The 17,139-nt window shown below is 45.5% G+C and carries 19 protein-coding genes; 6 read left to right on the forward strand and 13 right to left on the reverse strand.

Features of this window, described 5'->3' with window-relative positions:
* Window positions 1-269 precede the first annotated feature (269 nt).
* Window positions 270-431 (reverse strand): SDR family NAD(P)-dependent oxidoreductase, encoded by a 162-nt coding sequence (locus QUB70_RS03195; RefSeq protein ID WP_442927692.1) that lies wholly within the window; start codon window positions 429-431, stop codon window positions 270-272.
* A gap of 33 nt (window positions 432-464) precedes the next feature.
* Window positions 465-1,232: an SDR family NAD(P)-dependent oxidoreductase gene (locus QUB70_RS03200; protein ID WP_332978287.1), complete on the reverse strand. Its 768-nt coding sequence runs from the start codon at window positions 1,230-1,232 to the stop codon at window positions 465-467.
* A gap of 176 nt (window positions 1,233-1,408) precedes the next feature.
* Here QUB70_RS03200 and QUB70_RS03205 point away from each other — a divergent pair, with 176 nt between their 5' ends.
* Window positions 1,409-2,365 (forward strand): AraC family transcriptional regulator, encoded by a 957-nt coding sequence (locus QUB70_RS03205; RefSeq protein ID WP_332978288.1) that lies wholly within the window; start codon window positions 1,409-1,411, stop codon window positions 2,363-2,365.
* Between the two features lie 59 nt (window positions 2,366-2,424).
* Complete coding sequence (locus tag QUB70_RS03210; protein ID WP_332978289.1) at window positions 2,425-2,748, forward strand: hypothetical protein; 324 nt, start codon at window positions 2,425-2,427, stop codon at window positions 2,746-2,748.
* A 143-nt stretch (window positions 2,749-2,891) separates the two neighbouring features.
* On the opposite strand, the gene QUB70_RS03215 is transcribed toward QUB70_RS03210, so the two are convergent.
* Window positions 2,892-3,824: a LysR family transcriptional regulator gene (locus QUB70_RS03215; RefSeq protein ID WP_332978290.1), complete on the reverse strand. Its 933-nt coding sequence runs from the start codon at window positions 3,822-3,824 to the stop codon at window positions 2,892-2,894.
* A gap of 297 nt (window positions 3,825-4,121) precedes the next feature.
* Between QUB70_RS03215 and QUB70_RS03220 the strand changes: the two genes are divergently transcribed.
* From QUB70_RS03220 to QUB70_RS03235, 4 genes are all read left to right on the forward strand, one after another.
* Window positions 4,122-4,379 carry a hypothetical protein gene (locus QUB70_RS03220; RefSeq protein WP_332978291.1) on the forward strand — a complete coding sequence of 86 codons (258 nt, stop codon included), beginning with the start codon at window positions 4,122-4,124 and terminating at the stop codon, window positions 4,377-4,379.
* A gap of 105 nt (window positions 4,380-4,484) precedes the next feature.
* Window positions 4,485-4,769, forward strand: a complete 285-nt coding sequence (locus tag QUB70_RS03225) for a hypothetical protein (RefSeq protein WP_332978292.1) — start codon at window positions 4,485-4,487, stop codon at window positions 4,767-4,769.
* A gap of 81 nt (window positions 4,770-4,850) precedes the next feature.
* A complete protein-coding gene (locus QUB70_RS03230; RefSeq protein WP_332978293.1) occupies window positions 4,851-5,915 on the forward strand; it encodes a tetratricopeptide repeat protein in 1,065 nt (354 codons plus the stop codon).
* A 328-nt stretch (window positions 5,916-6,243) separates the two neighbouring features.
* Window positions 6,244-6,753: a GNAT family N-acetyltransferase gene (locus QUB70_RS03235; protein WP_332978294.1), complete on the forward strand. Its 510-nt coding sequence runs from the start codon at window positions 6,244-6,246 to the stop codon at window positions 6,751-6,753.
* A gap of 237 nt (window positions 6,754-6,990) precedes the next feature.
* Here QUB70_RS03235 and QUB70_RS03240 read toward each other — a convergent pair whose 3' ends face one another.
* The 10 genes from QUB70_RS03240 to QUB70_RS03285 all read right to left on the reverse strand — a co-directional run bounded on the left by QUB70_RS03240 (window position 6,991) and on the right by QUB70_RS03285 (window position 16,938).
* Window positions 6,991-7,809 (reverse strand): ATP-binding cassette domain-containing protein, encoded by an 819-nt coding sequence (locus QUB70_RS03240; RefSeq protein WP_332978295.1) that lies wholly within the window; start codon window positions 7,807-7,809, stop codon window positions 6,991-6,993.
* 737 nt (window positions 7,810-8,546) lie between these two features.
* On the reverse strand, window positions 8,547-9,098 hold the full coding sequence (locus QUB70_RS03245) for a 2-oxoglutarate and iron-dependent oxygenase domain-containing protein (protein ID WP_332978296.1): 552 nt from the start codon (window positions 9,096-9,098) through the stop codon (window positions 8,547-8,549).
* Window positions 9,099-9,107: 9 nt separating this feature from the next.
* Entirely contained in the window at window positions 9,108-9,500 is a 393-nt protein-coding gene (locus tag QUB70_RS03250; RefSeq protein ID WP_332978297.1) for a carboxymuconolactone decarboxylase family protein, read from the reverse strand.
* A gap of 230 nt (window positions 9,501-9,730) precedes the next feature.
* Entirely contained in the window at window positions 9,731-10,516 is a 786-nt protein-coding gene (gene ssuC, locus QUB70_RS03255) for an aliphatic sulfonate ABC transporter permease SsuC (protein WP_332978298.1), read from the reverse strand.
* Window positions 10,513-11,694 carry an FMNH2-dependent alkanesulfonate monooxygenase gene (gene ssuD, locus QUB70_RS03260; protein ID WP_332978299.1) on the reverse strand — a complete coding sequence of 394 codons (1,182 nt, stop codon included), beginning with the start codon at window positions 11,692-11,694 and terminating at the stop codon, window positions 10,513-10,515. Before ssuD ends, ssuC begins: the two co-directional genes overlap by 4 nt.
* A 22-nt stretch (window positions 11,695-11,716) precedes the next feature.
* Complete coding sequence (locus QUB70_RS03265; RefSeq protein WP_332978300.1) at window positions 11,717-12,799, reverse strand: sulfonate ABC transporter substrate-binding protein; 1,083 nt, start codon at window positions 12,797-12,799, stop codon at window positions 11,717-11,719.
* A gap of 340 nt (window positions 12,800-13,139) precedes the next feature.
* Complete coding sequence (locus QUB70_RS03270) at window positions 13,140-14,369, reverse strand: acyl-CoA dehydrogenase family protein (protein WP_332978301.1); 1,230 nt, start codon at window positions 14,367-14,369, stop codon at window positions 13,140-13,142.
* Between the two features lie 59 nt (window positions 14,370-14,428).
* Complete coding sequence (locus QUB70_RS03275; protein ID WP_332978302.1) at window positions 14,429-15,250, reverse strand: class I SAM-dependent methyltransferase; 822 nt, start codon at window positions 15,248-15,250, stop codon at window positions 14,429-14,431.
* A 55-nt stretch (window positions 15,251-15,305) separates the two neighbouring features.
* Window positions 15,306-16,058: an ABC transporter ATP-binding protein gene (locus QUB70_RS03280; protein ID WP_332978303.1), complete on the reverse strand. Its 753-nt coding sequence runs from the start codon at window positions 16,056-16,058 to the stop codon at window positions 15,306-15,308.
* A 52-nt stretch (window positions 16,059-16,110) separates the two neighbouring features.
* Window positions 16,111-16,938 carry an ABC transporter permease gene (locus tag QUB70_RS03285; protein ID WP_332978304.1) on the reverse strand — a complete coding sequence of 276 codons (828 nt, stop codon included), beginning with the start codon at window positions 16,936-16,938 and terminating at the stop codon, window positions 16,111-16,113.
* Window positions 16,939-17,139 lie beyond the last annotated feature (201 nt).

The raw sequence follows: 17,139 nt of genomic DNA on the forward strand, positions 1-17,139 counted from the left end.
ACAATCCAGAATTTGTTAGTTGTGGAACAGGCATCTTGCCTGTTGCTTTGAACCGGCCAGATGCCCGTTCCACAATCCAGAATTTGTTAGTTGTGGAACAGGCATCTTGCGTGTTGCTTTGAACCGGCCAGATGCCCGTTCCACAATCCAGAATTTGTTAGTTGTGGAACAGGCATCTTGCCTGTTGCTTTGAACCGGCCAGATGCCCGTTCCACAATCAATAATTTGTTAGTTGTGGAACAGGCATCTTGCCTGTTGCTTATGTTATCTTAGAAATCGCGAATGTCTTTGGCGATCGCTTCTAGGCGATCGGTGCGACGTGCGCCTAAAACAACTTTTGCGCCGTTTTTGGACAGCAACTTAGCGCTGGCTTCACCGATTCCACTACTGGCTCCAGTGATAACAACAACTTTGTTTTCTACGTTCAACATGGTTATTTTCCCTTTTCTTAAGGTTGATTTGAATTAAAGAAACTGACCGCCAGAGACTTCGATTCTCTGTGCATTCACCCATCTGTTGTCTTCCGATAGCAAAGAGGCGATCGCACCGCCGATATCATCAGGAAGACCGACGCGGCCCAAAGCAGTTTGCGAAGCGATAAAGCTGTTAATCTCAGGATTGTCACGCACCGCACCGCCATTAAAATCCGTTTCAATTGCGCCTGGGGCTACCACATTCACAGCAATCTGTCTGTGTCCCAATTCCTTAGCCATGTATCGGGTCAAAACTTCGATCGCTCCTTTCATGCTGGCATAAGCTGCATAGCCAGGTAGAGCAAAACGGGCAAGCCCAGACGATATATTGACAATCCGTCCTCCATCATTAATCAAAGGCAGAAGTTTCTGCGTGAGGAAGAAAACGCCTTTTACATGAACGTTCATCAAGCGATCGAAATCATCTTCCGTCGTATCAGCAAAAGACGCATAAACACCAACACCAGCATTATTGACGAGGAAATCAAAATGCTCTGTCTGCCATTTGTCTTGAAGTGACTGCTTGACTTGTTCCGCGAAACCGTCAAAGGTTTTAGTGTTTGAAGTATCCAGTTGCAGGGCAACGGCTTGAGCTCCGATATCGGCGATCGCAGATACAACGCTTTTGGCTTCTTCATCGCTATTGTGATAAGTCACGATGACATCTACTCCTTTTCTGGCAAGAGTCAAAGCGGTATTTTTGCCAAGTCCTCGGCTCGCCCCTGTTACCAATGCGATTTTTGTCTTGTCTTTCGTCATTGCCTTATCCTTTCACTGTTTCATTCAGATGTTTTCATAATATGAGTGAAATCAATGGTTTTAAATACACAGACCTCCCATTTTATTGCCTAATCCTCCAAACCCAGATTTGCCGAACGGATAAAGATGCTCTATAATGCTTAAAAGAGAATGATTAAATTAGTCGAGAAAAACACATGGCGATTGAAATAATCAACCAACTAATAAATCAAGATGCGTTAGCGAAGCCCTCGAAGAGGATCGCAAATCAGTGTAAAGAATTGGCGGCATTAGTAACCAGGCACACCGACGGCAAGGGGAACGGTTTTCATAAAACAGCAATAGATAAGCTGGAATTTACGCGAGAATCTTCTATTCCCGCCGCACTGCACGGTGTCTATCAACCTGTTTTCTGCATCGTCGTTCAGGGCAAAAAAGAAGCGTTGCTGGGTGATGAAACTTATCGTTATGGCGAGGCTCAATATCTTGCGATCTCAGTTGATTTACCTCTGAGTGGATTTGTTGTAGAGGCCACTCCAGACAAGCCGTATTTAGCATTCAAGCTGAATTTAGACCCACGCCAACTCTGCGATATTATCACTGCCCAAACCAAGCCAAGCGCAAGCAAGAAAGAAAACTCTGTCAGAGGCTTATTCGTCAGCACTACCGATGCGCCGTTGCTCGATTGCGCCCTCAGATTGACACGCCTTTTGGATACGCCCCAGGATATCCCTATCCTCGCACCGATGATTATCCGCGAAATCTATTATCGTCTTTTAATAGGTGAACAAGGCGAAGCTGTCTGCCAAATTGCCACATCCGGCAGTAATATGCAGCGCATTGCCGAGGTAATAAAACTGATTAGAGCTGATTTTGCCAAGCCGATGCGGGTTGAAAAATTGGCAGAAAAAGCGAATATGTCTCCTTCATCTTTCCATCACCATTTCAAGGAAGTGACATCGATGAGTCCACTTCAATATCAAAAGCAATTAAGACTATTAGAAGCACGTCGCCTGATGCTTGCCGAAAACTCCGATGCGGCAAATGCTGCCTATCAGGTGGGTTATGAAAGCCCCTCACAGTTCAGCCGCGAATATTCTCGGATGTTTGGTGCGCCGCCGATCCGGGATATTGAGCGTTTGCGTACTGCTTGAGCGTAACTGTTTCGACTATATTGGTTTTGTTCCCTTAACACAAATGGAGGATAAAAGCAATGGAATATTGCGGTAAATGGCGGATCGCGGAGATGGAATTGTGGGATAGTGATTACTTGGACATGGAAGTTGAAGCGTATATCGAGATCGATCAAACAGGTTCAGGAGAATTTCAATTCGGTTTAGTATCAGGTCAAATTGACGGCGAACTCGTAAAAGATGGAAAGGATCGGCGATTTGAGTTTACCTGGGACGGTAATGATGAATGCGATCCTGCATCCGGTAGCGGTTGGCTCAAATTAAAGGATAAAAACTCGGTAGATGGTCGAATCAAATTCCACCAAGGCGATAGTTCTAGTCTTGTAGGTAAGCGCATGAAGTAGGCAATCAGCGATCGCACTATTTTATGCGATTTTTTTAAACCGCAGATGAACGCAGATACAATCTCATCCGCGTTCATCTGCGTTCATCTGCGGTAACAAAATCCCAATCTAACCAATAACCAATAACAACTGACGGAGGTTTCTCATGAAGGATTAATCGCAAACTCGCCCTCACTATCAACCTCTGCCGCACTTGTAACTACATCCAAAAACGCAAACACGGCCGGAATTAACAGCGCATCCCTCAAAACAGCCACCCCAATTACCCTCTCAAAATCCGCCGGAAAACTGCAAATTTTCACCTTAGCAGGTATCGGTTCCGCAGCCAAACGGGGCAGAACTGCTGCACCCAAACCTTGCATCACCATACTGACAATAGTTGAATCTTCGCTGAGTTCGTAAGCGATATTTAAGGGAAACCCCGAAGTTGTCAAATATTTTCGCAGCGGTACAGAACAAGAATTTTCGGCCGGCTGCAAAATCAACGGATAAGCCGCTAATTCTTCCCAGGTAATCTTATCACTTAACAATTGGGCCGTTGGCGGCAGCAACACAACATATTTATCCCGCAAAATTTCTCTAGTTTCAAATTCATCGGAGATGGGAAGAGAAACAAAGCCGATGTCTGCTTTGCCCGATCGCAAAGCCTCTTCCACAGCTTGCGTATAATAAACTTCGGTAATGCTGACCGCAATTTTGGGAAAGCAACTGCGAAATTTAGCAATTATACCCGGTAGGATATGAGTTGCGACACTCCGAAAAGTCACTATCCGTACCTGGCCTCCCTGCAAGCCTTTTTCTAAATCCGCTTCTTTGACCATCATTTCTAAAGCGCAGGCTATTTGACGCCCGTGAAGCAGTACCCTTTCCCCCACCGGCGTCAGTTGAGCACCGTGTCGCCCCCGGTGGAACAGTTGCACTCCCAATTCTGTTTCTAAAGAGGCGATGGCGTGGCTGACTGCGGATTGTGACAGTTCCAATTGCAAAGCCGCCTCGCTAAAGTTTTCACAGTCCGCTACTGCTATAAAAGCCTGAATTTGAGAGAGTTTCATCCGCCGCGTATTGATTTCGTTCATAACGTTTGTGCCAGTAGTACCCAAATTGTCACAAGGACTTCGATCTATCGATTTTATTCATACAACCTATGCAAGCAATGCTTTGATTGTCAATTGCCGCAGAGTTAAGGTTAATTTATCAGGTAACAGATAGACTTTAACAAAAATTGCACGACAAGAATATTGTGCTGAAATTGCGATGAAAATATTGCAGGCTTAAGCTGTTATTGGTAATTTGAGCGGTGCGATTTTTGTGGAAATTATAAAGTGAAGGTGTTGGCTATGTCTACTTGCAAAACTCCGAGCGATCTCCGAACAATGAAAGTTGTTTCGATTGCAGATCGAGCAAAACCATCCGAAAAACAGAAAGGGATCTCGATATTTTGGGCTATGAATCAAATTTGGCAGTTTTTCCTCGCCGCCGTCGCTGGCGGGGACGATGTGAGAATTTGGCAGACCTCAGATCGCGATGGTAACACTTGGTGGCACGGTTGCGATCGGGCTACAGGTCGGTCGATCGACGCGGCAAGTGATGGTGAAATGCGCGCTTGGCTCGATCGGCGTTACTGCAAATAGTCGATTGTCGGTTGTGTGGAAATGAAGTGAAAAACAGTCCTCAATTAGCAATTCTCAATTACCAATTCCCAATTACCAATTCCCAATTACCAAGTAGGAGATGCTATGCTTCAAAGATATTCCGAATGCACAGCGCCCGTTAGCGGAGCCCTCGAAGAGGATCGCATTATTCTGATGGAAAACGAGGTATACAGATTGCCTCAAACTCATCGAGAAGTTCAAGTCTTGTCAGGAATTGCTTGGATCACACTTGACAAACAGGACATTATCTTGCAAAGCCCTGAAAAAACATCGCTTCCACTGAGCAAAAACTGTGCTGTCATTTCCGCTCTCAACAATATGCCGCTGATTCTGGCTGTTTGGCAAGACAAAAACCCAGTCAGAACCTAGGGATTGAGAAAAAATTCGGCAGTAACACCCCAAAGAGCTCTATCTTAATAGTTATAACTTGGCTCTTGGAGGACTCGATCGGTGAACAGCCGCTCTTACCACTTTAGCTATATCGCAGCTATAAGTATTGTCTTATCGCCCGCACTCAGCTTGCTGGCAATTTCAGACGCTGGGGCTTATGCCCCAAGTATAAATGCGAGGCGGGCAAACGCTCGCGATAGCGCCCAGGCAACTGATCCCAAAACGCAAGCAGACGAACTCTTTGAAACAGGAGTAAAACAGCACCGCGAGGGTTTGTTTCGAGAAGCAATCGAGACTTTTGAGCAAGTTTTGGCAATCCGCAAGCAACTCGGCGACCAAGCCGGAATCGGAGAAACCCTCAATAATATGGGGGAAGTTTATGGCGAAATGGGTTTGAGGCCCAAAGCTTTGGAAGTTCTGCAGCAAGCTTTAGTCATTCACCGAGAAATCAGCGGAGGGCGTCGTATCGCGCGCACTCTCAATCTCATCGGTTTCGTTAACCGGATTGGGGACAATTTTTCCGAAGCGATGAAACTGCACCAAGAAGCTTTGGAACTTGCCAAAACTACGGACGACCAAATTGAAATTGGAGAATCCCTCCACAACATCGCGGCCGTGTACGCAGAACAGGTCAATTACGCCAAGGCGATCGAATTTTACCAGCAAGCGCGGACGATTCGCACGGCCGCGGGCGATCGGCGCGATTTAGGCCGTACCCTCAATAACATGGGCGGCGTCTACTACAACATCGGCGACTTTAACAGAGCGATGGAATTTTACCATCAAGCTTTAGCAATTCGCCGGGAAATCGGAGACCGGGCTGGCGTCGGCCGCCTCCTCAACAACATGGCACTTGCCTCTCGCAAACTCGGCAAAGATACTCAAGCGCTGATCTATTTTCAGCAAGCAATACCGATGTTAGAAGCAATCGGCGACAAGACAAGTATCGGCCGCTTGCTCAACAATATGGGCGCAATTCATGAAAGTCTCGGTCAATATCCTCAAGCTCTAGAATCCTACGAGGGAGCTTTAAAAATTGCTCGTGAGGGCGGTGACAAAGCTGGAGAAACTACAGCGATGGAGGGCATTAAGCGATTGTCTTCCGGTCAGCTTGTGCCACAATAATGGCTGTGAAGCGGTATAATTTGATTAGTATCGCGATCGAAAGGTGGAATATGTAAAGCTCCATTCTGCTGGGCAGCGAAGAAGTTGCAAGGCGTGCCCAGAAGCTCTACGGTGAGCAAATCCGTCAAGAAGTAGAGCGAGAAAGAATATCGGCAAAATGGTCATCATTGATATCGAAACAGGGGATTGCGCAGTAGACAAAATGGGTTTAGAATCAGCACGGCAGTTGCGGAAAAAGAATCCGAACGGTCGGTTCTTGGGGATTCGGATTGGGTTCAAGGTTGCGGCTGCAATCGGTGGAGCGATGGATCGGGTTTCAGACTGAGCTATGGATATTCGTACTGAAAAACCAGAAGATTTAGAAGCTGTTCGCAATGTCAATATTGCGGCATTCGGGCGAGAAAATGAGGCAAACTTAGTCGATCGACTGCGGGGAATTGCATCTACATTTTCATTCGTTGCCGTGCAATCCGATCGCATTGTCGGACATCTTTTCTTCAGTCCGGTTGTCGTCGAAGGAAAATGTTCTAGCAATTTGTCGATTCTGGGGTTGGCGCCAGTCGCAGTTCTTCCCGACTGTCAGCGGCAAGGTGTAGGATCGCTGCTGATCCGGGAGGGTCTAAAAGAGTGCGCGCGATCGGGATTTCATGCAGTGGTTGTGCTTGGTCATCCAGATTTCTATCCGCGTTTTGGGTTCATTCCTGCTAGTAAAAAGAGCTTGGGATGTGAATACGATGTACCCGATGAGGCTTTTATGCTGTTGGAGTTAGAAACTGGAGCTTTGCAGGATTGCAGCGGAACGGTCAAGTATCGATCGGAATTTAGGATCTGCGAGTGATATCAAATCCGGGTGCATCGGATTCGTTGAGGAAGAGCTCGCGAGTCATTCGATTTTAGATTTTAGATTTTAGATTTTGGAGGCGACCCCACGGATAAATTCGGGGGCTTGAGGATTTGAGATTTGAGATTTTGGATTGATTCCACGGATAAATCACGTGGCGGGTACCATCAAGAAATTCTCGATCAGAAATATTCTTAAACGAGCGCCCATATCTGAGTTACCTTGCTAGATCCGTTATCCGTATTTACTTATTTTTACATAGTTGGGTTTTTTGTACCTACCTATTGCAAATTTCTCTGCATCTTTGCTACTTTCTTTTTGACCCATAACGCGCTGCAAAATCGCCTCTACTTTCGCAGCAAATACAGCATTTCCTCTCTGCCTCGGTCGGGGCATATCAATAGAACAGTCCATTGCAATCTGACCATTTTCTATTAAAATAACTCGGTCAGCTAGCACCACTGCTTCTTCTACGTCGTGAGTGATCAGTAGCGCGGTAAATCCTTTTTCTTGCCACAAATTTTCTAACAATTGCTGCATCTCAATGCGAGTCAAAGCATCCAACGCGCCGAGGGGTTCATCAAGCAGCAGTAAATGAGGTTCGCAGGCAAGGGCTCTTGCTAAAGAAACTCTCTGCTTTTGACCGCCGGAGAGTACCGCCGGCCAATCGTTGGCGCGATCGCCAAGCCCTACCGCGTGAAGGACTTGCATCGCTTTGCCGTGCGTGTTTTCTTTGGCCGCTAGCAGCCCTAATTTCACATTTGCTACCACTTTTTGCCAAGGTAGCAGCCGTGCATCCTGAAACATCATTGTCACTTTAGAGTTGAGTTTGCGGGACGGCTTTCCATCTAGAAAGACAGTGCCTTGAGTGGGAACATCTAGTCCGGCGATTAAGCGCAGTAAGGTACTTTTGCCACATCCGCTGCGACCTACAATTGCTACAAATTCTCCGGGATTTATTTCTAGGTTGATATCCCGCAAAATTTTAATATTTCCAAATGACTTCTGGAGTTCTACTAATTCTAGGCGTATTCCTGAGAGTGCTGATTCCATTCTAAAAAACCTCCATATCGCTATTTATGCCACAGGCTCAAAACCTTTTTCGCTTTCAAAGGTGGCTGTTGAGCAAATGCCAATTCGTCTCCTACTCACCGGTGCTGGTGAATAGCAGATTAGCATTTATATATCTATACTACAGTAAATCAGTCGAATTATAGTAGTATTTAATTAAACCAGATTATTGCACAGGTATCTACAAAAAGCAAGATAATTTTTTGCCCAACTTCTGCGGCTTTGATAAATAATTGTTAAGAACAAGCAAACCCTGTTCCTGTAAAGGTTCTGTTTTTGAGCCCGGTGAGATTGTGCTGTATTTGGGAGAAAAAACCTGACAGTTGATTCCCGCCGAGATTCGCGATCGCCCAAAAATACAGTCGTTTTTGGTTGGAACAAGGGTCAAAAAGACGGTGCAAATATGGGAAAGAAGAACAACCAAAAGTTTGTCCAAATTCCAACTACCCGACTAAAGACTCGAATTCAACAGTTATGTGAGCGATTTGGTATTCAATTCGTTGAAACGGAAGAATCGTATACAAGCAAGGCTAGTTTTGTTGACTCTGATTTCCTCCCCAAATACCGTGAAAAACCGGAAGGTTGGGAGTCGTCAGGGAGACGAGTAAAACGCGGATTATATCGCACCGGAAACAATCAATATATCAATTGTGATTGTAACGGGGCGGCCAATATAATCAGAAAAGTAGCGGTGATGCTTGGATTAGATATAAGCGGAATCAGTAGAGGCGAATTGAGTGCCACGAGTGAAGTTCAGACTCTGGACTCTTCAAGAATCTCAGCGGCTTTAGCCCTGAGAGTTTCAATAACGTCTGACCCAGTTGAGTCATCACCGCCAGATATTCCAGTATTGTTTCGCGAAAAAGAGGAATATCTGGAAACAGATTTGCTCCGTGCATGGGAACGCCTGCTCGAACAGCCGGATGGGTTTGATTCAATTCCGATCCAAAATAAATTCCTTCTTTCAAATCTGGTTTACTATTCGTCAGTTCACCTCCAACCGGAAAGTAGCCTCGCCATGCTCTACCTCCCAGCGCCATCCGAATTTGCATTTTAGTTTCTAAATATCGAGCAAAAAACTGACGGCTGAGTTGCTCCAAACGGTTTTGCAAGCCTTTGTCTACACCATGCTCGACAATGTAAAAAAAACCAGTGTCGAGGCAAGCTTGTCGGATTTGGTTTGCAACAGTATCTAGGGGATTATCCGATACCGGCGAACTGATATCGATAACGGGAATCTGAGAAACATCTACTGTTAATTCAGTTGCCATAGAGATGAATTATAATTTGAATTGTTCGTCCACCGGAATTTGATAGCCATTTGCCAGTCGATTGGTAGCGTTTGCGGTTGCCACGATCGCCATCAGTTCCCCAAATATGGCATCATCCATTCCCTTGGCTCGCCCTGCGGCTGTATGAGATGAAATGCAGTATTGGCAACCATTTGTAACGCTGACAGCAATGTAGATTAACTCGCGAGTCAGGGGATCGAGTTCTCCCGGAGCCGTCATCACCTCCTTCACATTCTGCCAGGTACGTTGCAGGGTAGGTGGATGGTTGGCGATCGCTTTCCAAAAGTTGTTGATGTACTCGGTTTTGCGTGTCGCGCGAATGTCGTCATACACTGCCCGTACTTCATCGCTTGCGTCTTCGTATTCAATCAAATGGCTCATAGTTGCAATAATGGCGCGATCGTGAAAAGCAGTAAAATTTTCCCCTCTTTAGTATGGCGTAATTTATCGAGAAACTAAGAAAGAAAAATGGGACAATCATCTTTCTTTCTTAAGCTGTTCTGCATTGAAATTGGCTGTCAAAAAACAATCAAACTCTTGTGGGGTGGGCTTCTAGCCCGCCCCGAATATGCAATTTAAATGCGCGACAGCTTATTCTTGCTTTTTTATAGCTAAGCTGGCTGATAATTGGGATGCCAAGCCAGCCATTTCTCTTCTAACTTCCGGGCGATCGCATCTGCAAACTTACCCAACAAAGCATACATAATAATGCTCAACACCACCACATCAGTTTGCAAGAACTCGCGAGCATTCATTGCCATGTAACCAATACCAGAATCCGCCGCAATTGTTTCGGCGACAATCAGCGTCAGCCACATAATCCCCAAGGAATATCGCACGCCTACCAAAATCGAAGGCAAAGCCCCAGGCAGAATAACTTGCCACAAAAGAGACGCGGAACTCAAACCATAGACTTTGCCCATTTCAATCAATCCGGCATCGACACTGCGGATGCCATGAAAGGTATTGATATACATTGGGAAAAACACACCCAAAGCCACCAAAAATAACCGAGCTATATCGCCAATTCCAAACCACAAAATCACTAGGGGAATTAAGGCGAGGTGGGGAACATTGCGAACCATTTGTACAGAAGTATCTAGCAGCTTTTCGGCGATTGGATAAAGACCGTTGAGGAAACCAAGAGTCAAACCAATTCCGCCGCCTATGACGAAACCAACGACGGCACGCCAAGCACTAATTCCGATATGGTGAAACAGTTCCCCGGTAATTGCCAATCTAATTCCTGCACTTAAAACACCTGTTGGTGCGGGTAAAACCCTTGTGGAAAGCCAGCCCACCTGCACTAAAAGTTGCCAGCTAACAATCAGCAGAATCGGTACAATCCAGGGAATTATCTGCTGAAAATATGGATGTGTGAGCCATCTTTTATTCATGACGCGCTTGTGGGAACAACTTGTTTTTGTGTGGGAAAATTATCGTTGGCAACAATTTCGCCAAAAGGACTAAACATTTGCGGTTGATTTACAGCAGGTTTGTTTTTCAACGGCAAGCGGGGGAATAGCAATTCAGCCACTCGATACGCTTCTTCTAAGTGGGGATAACCGGAGAAAATGAAAGTTTCAATCCCCAATTCGGAGTATTCCAACATTCGTGCAACAACGGTATCGGGATCTCCCACTAAAGCAGTACCGGCACCGCCTCTTACCAACCCAATTCCCGCCCACAAATTGGGGCTAATTTCCAGAGCTTCGCGGCTGCCTGCGTGCAGTTCAGTCATTCGCTTTTGCCCTTCAGAGTCCATCCTGGCATAAGCTTTTTGGGCGGCGGCGATCGCATCTTCATCTACATATTTAATCAATCGATTTGCATCATCCCAAGCTTCGCTTTCAGTTTCCCGCACAATAACGTGAAGGCGAATTCCAAACCGCACAGTTCTACCCTGTTCTGTGGCTAATTTTTTCACAGCTTCAATTTTTTTAGCCACTTGTTGCGGCGGTTCTCCCCAAGTAAGATAAACATCAATGTGTTTGGCTGCAATTTGTTGTGCGATCGGCGACGAACCGCCAAACCATAACGGAGGATGAGGAGTTTGTACGGGTGGAAATAAAACTTTACCGCCCTTAATTTGGAGGTATTCACCGCTAAAATCGACTTCTTGGTCTCGGACGTTAGTGGAGTTACTACCTTCAAGCATTGCTCTCCAAACTGTCAAGAATTCTTCCGTCAATTCATAACGTGCGTCGTGACCCAGATGCACTCCATCTCCTGCTAATTCAACCGGGTCGCCGCCCGTAACCACATTAATCAGCAAGCGTCCGTTAGATAATCTGTCAAAGGTTGCCGCCATCCGTGCTGCTACCCCAGGAGACATTAATCCCGGACGAATTGCTACTAAAAAACGCATTTTTTCTGTGACAGCCATTAGGGATGAAGCCACTACCCATGCGTCTTCGCAAGAGCGTCCAGTCGGAAGCAAAGCGCCCGTAAATCCTAAATGGTCAATAGCTTGGGCGATTTGCTTTAAGTAGGAAAAACTGCCCGATCGCCCTCCAATTCCTGTAGCTAAATAGCGTCCGTCTCCGTGAGTTGGGATAAACCAAAATAATTCCATTTGCCTGATTCTCTATCACTATTTATTGTTTAGTTATCTGAGCAACTTCGCTAATTTTTACCTGTTTGGGAAGCAGCTTCAACTCCAAGAAAGTATCAGCAACTTTTTGCTGGTAAGTAACGACTTCATCCGTAATTTGCTGCACACCGTAAGGCCGTCTCCGTGAGATTTCCTCTAAAGTTGGAACATCAATACCAAGCTCTGGAGACAGCAGTTTTGCCACTTCAGTTGGTTGAGCCGCCGCCCATTCATCTACTTTTTGAAGTTCCTCTAAAATTGCCTTAGTCCGGTCAGGATATTGGTCGTTAAAAGGTTTGGCAGCTAGATAGAATTCCCGATTAGCTACAAGCCCTTCTCCATCCTTAAGAACGCGAGCTCCTGTAGCTCGTTTCGCTACAGTAAAAAACGGGTCCCAAATTGCCCAAGCATCAGCACTACCTTGTTCAAAAACTGCCCGCGCATCTGCTGGCGGCAGATAAATAGGCTGAATGTCGCTATATTTTAATCCGGCTGCTTTTAATGCTTCTACCACGAGGTATTGCACATTTGAACCTTTGTTAAATACAACTTTTTTGCCTTTCAATCCAGCCACATCTTGAATGGGAGAATCTTTCGGTACTAAGATAGCTTCGCCTTTGGGATTAGGAGGCTCATTAGCAACATATACCAATGGTGCGCCAGCAGCTTGTGCGAAAATAGGCGGCGCTTCTCCTGTATGGCCAAAGTCAATACTGCCTGCATTCAAAGCTTCTAGTAATTGAGGGCCAGCAGGAAATTGAAGCCACTGTACGGATGTGTTTTGGGAGGCCAGACGCTTCTCTAAACTCCCCCGTGATTTAAGAATGCTTAGAGTTCCATATTTTTGGTAGCCAATCCGAATTACATTGCTCTGTTGTGCGTTAGAAGTTGCCACCGATGTGGCAGCAGAAGTCGGGGCAGTAGTTGTATTTGTTTGCTGAGTAGGAGCACAGGCAGAAACTGTCAAACTCAAACTGAAGCCAATTGCAAAAAGCAAAGCAAAGGTCTCGATCGAACTATGTTTGAGCTTGCTCCAAAAATGTCTCAATCTAGCTGGAATTGGGAGCTCTTTCAATGGGGTTAACACTGTGCCTTCCTAAATTTCAAGTATTGAAAACCAAGAAACGCGATCGCCATGCGAAAGCTGAGCTAGTCATTATTGACTAATATACTACGATAAACCGACCGATGTACCGTACTTGGTTCTGACAAGCTCCTATTATTCCACAGATGGCTTCAAAAATGCAAGCACATTCTGTAGATTTTTGTTTGTATTACTTCTCTAGTTGCTTGCTTGATTAATATTCGCGGGCAATATATCAGTTGCACCCGCAGGAGAAAAAGTAGCATCTAGAACTGCTGCTATCTGCATAAAAACCTGAGATACCGCCGAGTGAAGATAAAACATCCTTTTTGAAGGATGATTTTTACGTATAAAAGCTGGGATTGGGGAGTCGATCGTTGAGTACCCAGTCACCCAGATCGTGAATTTTGTAGTCAACAGAATCATGCAGCGTAAACGTTCTCAGATTGCGCCAGTAGCGATCGAAACCATATTTACTGGTGGTAGCACGCGCCCCCATTACTTCAAAAATGCGAGTTGTCACATCTAAACCTATTTTTGTGGCAGCAATTTTTGCCGTTGCGATCGCGATCGCGCATTGTCCGCGTTCTTCTGTTGTTAAATCCATGCCTTTTTCCCAAGCTGCTTGTAGAATGGCGGCGGCTCGATCCGTCAAACTGCTAACCGCTTGCAGATCGACCCACATTTCTCCGTAGTGTTTCAGAATGTAAGGATCTTGCGTCACACTAGGAGCAGTAGAAGTTAACCAGGGTCGTCCTTGGGTGCAAGTATAGTCTTTGGCAGCAGCAAATGCTCCTTCCGCAATACCCAGATAAATATGGGCAAGATTGATTTGCGTCAAACAAGCTCGTAAAGTACGGAAAGGAATATCGGCACGGGTGCGATCGCCAAACACTTCCGAGTCAAAAACGCGCACTCGGTCGAAACTAATACTACCGCTATCAGTTTGACGTTGCCCCATATTATCCCAATCGTCATGGATTTGTATTCCCTCTCTTTGAGTAGGAATTACAATAATTGTGAGTTCAGAGGTATCTTGACGAACCGCAGTTATAGGTAAGATATCAGAATCTTTAGAGCCAGAGCAAAAGCTTTTTGTACCGTTCAATAAAAAGCCTGTACCATCAGGAGTTAAAGTGGCACGGCGATCGAGGGGATTGAGAGCATTGCACCAAAACCAATTGTTTGCGATCGTATCTTTGTAGAACTGTGCCTTGCGCTCCTCTGTGCCAAACAGATGCGGGATAACCACCCCTAAATGGTGATAGGAATAAACATGAGCTAGAGAACTATCAGTCTTTGCCAACTCGCGAGAAATTTGGAGTGCCGTAATCCAGGTTTCGCCAATACCGCCATATTCTTTAGGGATAATCAGACCGAGCAAACCGGTAGAGCGAATGCGATCGCGTTCATACTTTGGTGTACCGCCAAGCCGATCTCGTTCGATGGCAGTAGCAGCAAATTCTCGAGCAAGCGATCGCGCGATCGCTACATAATCTCGTGGTGTATCTTGTGCATCTGGCTGTAAACCCTGTGGTGTTGTGTTTTCCGAGTCTGCTAGGGATAAGGTCATATTGGTAAAAATTTGATTGAAGTAATAAGTTTAGCTGCGGTCGGTGTTTTTTCGGGTTGTTAATCCTTAAAACCAAAGTAGACAGAAATAGGAATATCTTCAACGAATTGACCTGAAGGTTCTACAGCTAAAATTGCTGATTTAATCTCAGCCTCAAACTGAGAAGTATTGCCGTTAAAGTAATCGCGACGACAGTAAGCAGTAGAGTAGAGATAGCCGATAAAATCGTCAATTGTCCAGTATTTTTGAAAGTCAATGTCATGTCGCTTAATACCCACAAATGGCGAGCGATCCAAAATTTCTAAATCAGATTTGTAGAGTAAAGGAACGCTAGTTTCGCCAACCCGCCGCTCTTCTCCTAGCCAGCGTTTGATTACTGCCAGGACATTCTGCGCCCAAGCAGAGTTATTTGACCAGATATCTTTTTCCGTTTGAATAATTGCAATCCCGCTCTTAATTTCCCTCGTGCGATCGAGAAGGTCGTAACTACGCTGTAACACCAATTCCTTATCCATCCAATGAAAAGCACGACCGATAGTAACCAGTCGAAATGTGCCGATTTCAGAGGCAATATTTTCAGCTAAACCTTTTATCCAGGTGATATTTTGTGCGTGATGGAGATTGGCTTCTTGCTTGGCAACTTCGAGCATTTCTGTATCTGGATCGATACCCACAACCGATGCAAATTGATGATGTAAGGCGATCGCCACCAAGCCAATGCCGCAGCCGAGATCGAGAAGTTTGCCTTGCCCATCTAATTGAAATTCCTGTGAGATTAAATCGTAAAGAGCATTTGGGTAGCGCGGTCGATATTGCAGGTAATAGGAAATTGCTCCTTGGAAAAGCGTTGGATCGTAGATTGGGAGTATTTTAGTAATCACGATAGGTAGTAGAGATTGTGGTGAGTGATGAAAGCCTGTGATGTCAGCCTGCGATTTAAACTTCTAGGGGAACAGTTTGCGTATTGGATAAATCCAAGGTACTCAATAACTTTTCTTTCCAATATTGCAAATCGCGATCGGTACGCCTGCGGGGACGGGGAAGAGCGATATCTAGCTCGAGATGGATGCGTCCAGGATTGCCGCGCATCACGATCGCGCGATCGCTTAAAATCAGTGCTTCTTCAACATCATGGGTGACAAGAATCATCGTCTGGCGATCGGATTGCCAAATTTCTAACAGACGATCCTGTAATTGCATTCTAGTAAAGGAATCGAGAGCACTAAAGGGTTCATCTAGCAATAAAATAGAAGGATTAGTGACGAGAGCTCGCGCGATCGCCACCCGTTGAGCCATTCCTCCTGATAGTTGGCGCGGCAGCAAACGAGCAAAATCTTGTAATCCAACCTTAACTAGAGCATCACTTGCCCGTGCCCTGCGTTCATCCTTCGGTAAATGATGCAAACCAAACTGCACATTTTCCCAGACGGTTAACCAAGGCATCAGCCGAGGTTCTTGAAATATTACACCAATTTCTGGATGAGGTTTGTCAATGCGAATATTGTCAATTCGCACATCTCCATAAGTTGGCATATCTAATCCAGCAACGATCCGTAAAAGTGTACTTTTGCCGCAACCACTCGTCCCAATTAAACTCACAATCTCGCTACGATTAACAGTTAAATCAATAGAGTCTAGCCCTACGAAACCATTTTTAAATCGTTTATGTAGCCCTTCGATGAGTAGCATATATGTTTCCTCCTTGGCGCTTTGAATGAATGTTTGAAACAAATGCTTTGAACTAATGGTTGGAAGCGTAAACATCCTGCCAATGGAGTAGCCAATGCGATCCAAAACCGATCGCTGAGTCGGTCACTTTTCCGCAAATAGCAAACAGGAGAATGCTAGCGAGGGTGATTGCAGGTCGTCCCGTCGCTTGCCCGTCGATTAATAAGAAGCCTAAACCCTGACTGGCTCCCATCAATTCAGCCGCCACGACAAACATCCAGCCCAAACCCAAGCCACTTCGCAAACCGACAATGTAAGCAGGCAATGTCGCGGGCAAGAACACGCGACTGATAAGCTGCCAATCATTGAGTCTATAGATTTTGCCAACTTCAACCAATTTGCGATCGACATTATGAATGCCGCTCATCAGATTTAAGTAAACGGGGAAGAAGACTCCAACGGCGATCAGAGCTATTTTGGAAGGCTCATGTATTCCCATCCAGAGGATAAATAGGGGCACCCATGCGAGGGAAGGAATGTTACGGAGTGACTGCAAAAGTGGGTCGAGTAAATCGTGAATTAGGCAAGAATAGCCTGTTAATCCTCCTAGAATAGTGGCAAAAAATGTACCAATTAGGAACCCAACAAAAACCCGATAGAGTGTAATGCCGATGTGCTGCCATAGTTCTCCTGCTGCACCGAGTTCCCAAACTGTTGTGAGAACAGTTGAGGGAGCAGGTAACAAGTTAGGAGCAACCAAGCCAAACCTAGAGAGACTTTCCCACAATATTAAGAGAAAGACTGGTAGGAGCAAGCCTTTTGCTTTGCCGAGACGATTGAGGAATTGCCAAATATTACCTGTTTGTGAGGTTGGTATTGCGATCGCAAGTCTTTGTCCCATAACTTATTGCTAAATGGCTAATGGCTAATGGCTAATGGCTAATTGCTGCGAGTGAGTAAGTAGTAAGTAGAGTGCGTCAGCTAGAACACTTACGCTTAAACGGGAAACACTTCGGACTGACGCACCCTACAATCTGTAGCTAGAACACTTACGCTTAAACGGGAAACACTTCGGACTGACGCACCCTACAATCTGTTTTAA

It is taken from the genome of Microcoleus sp. A003_D6, from assembly GCF_036702825.1.
Lineage (GTDB): Bacteria > Cyanobacteriota > Cyanobacteriia > Cyanobacteriales > Microcoleaceae > Microcoleus.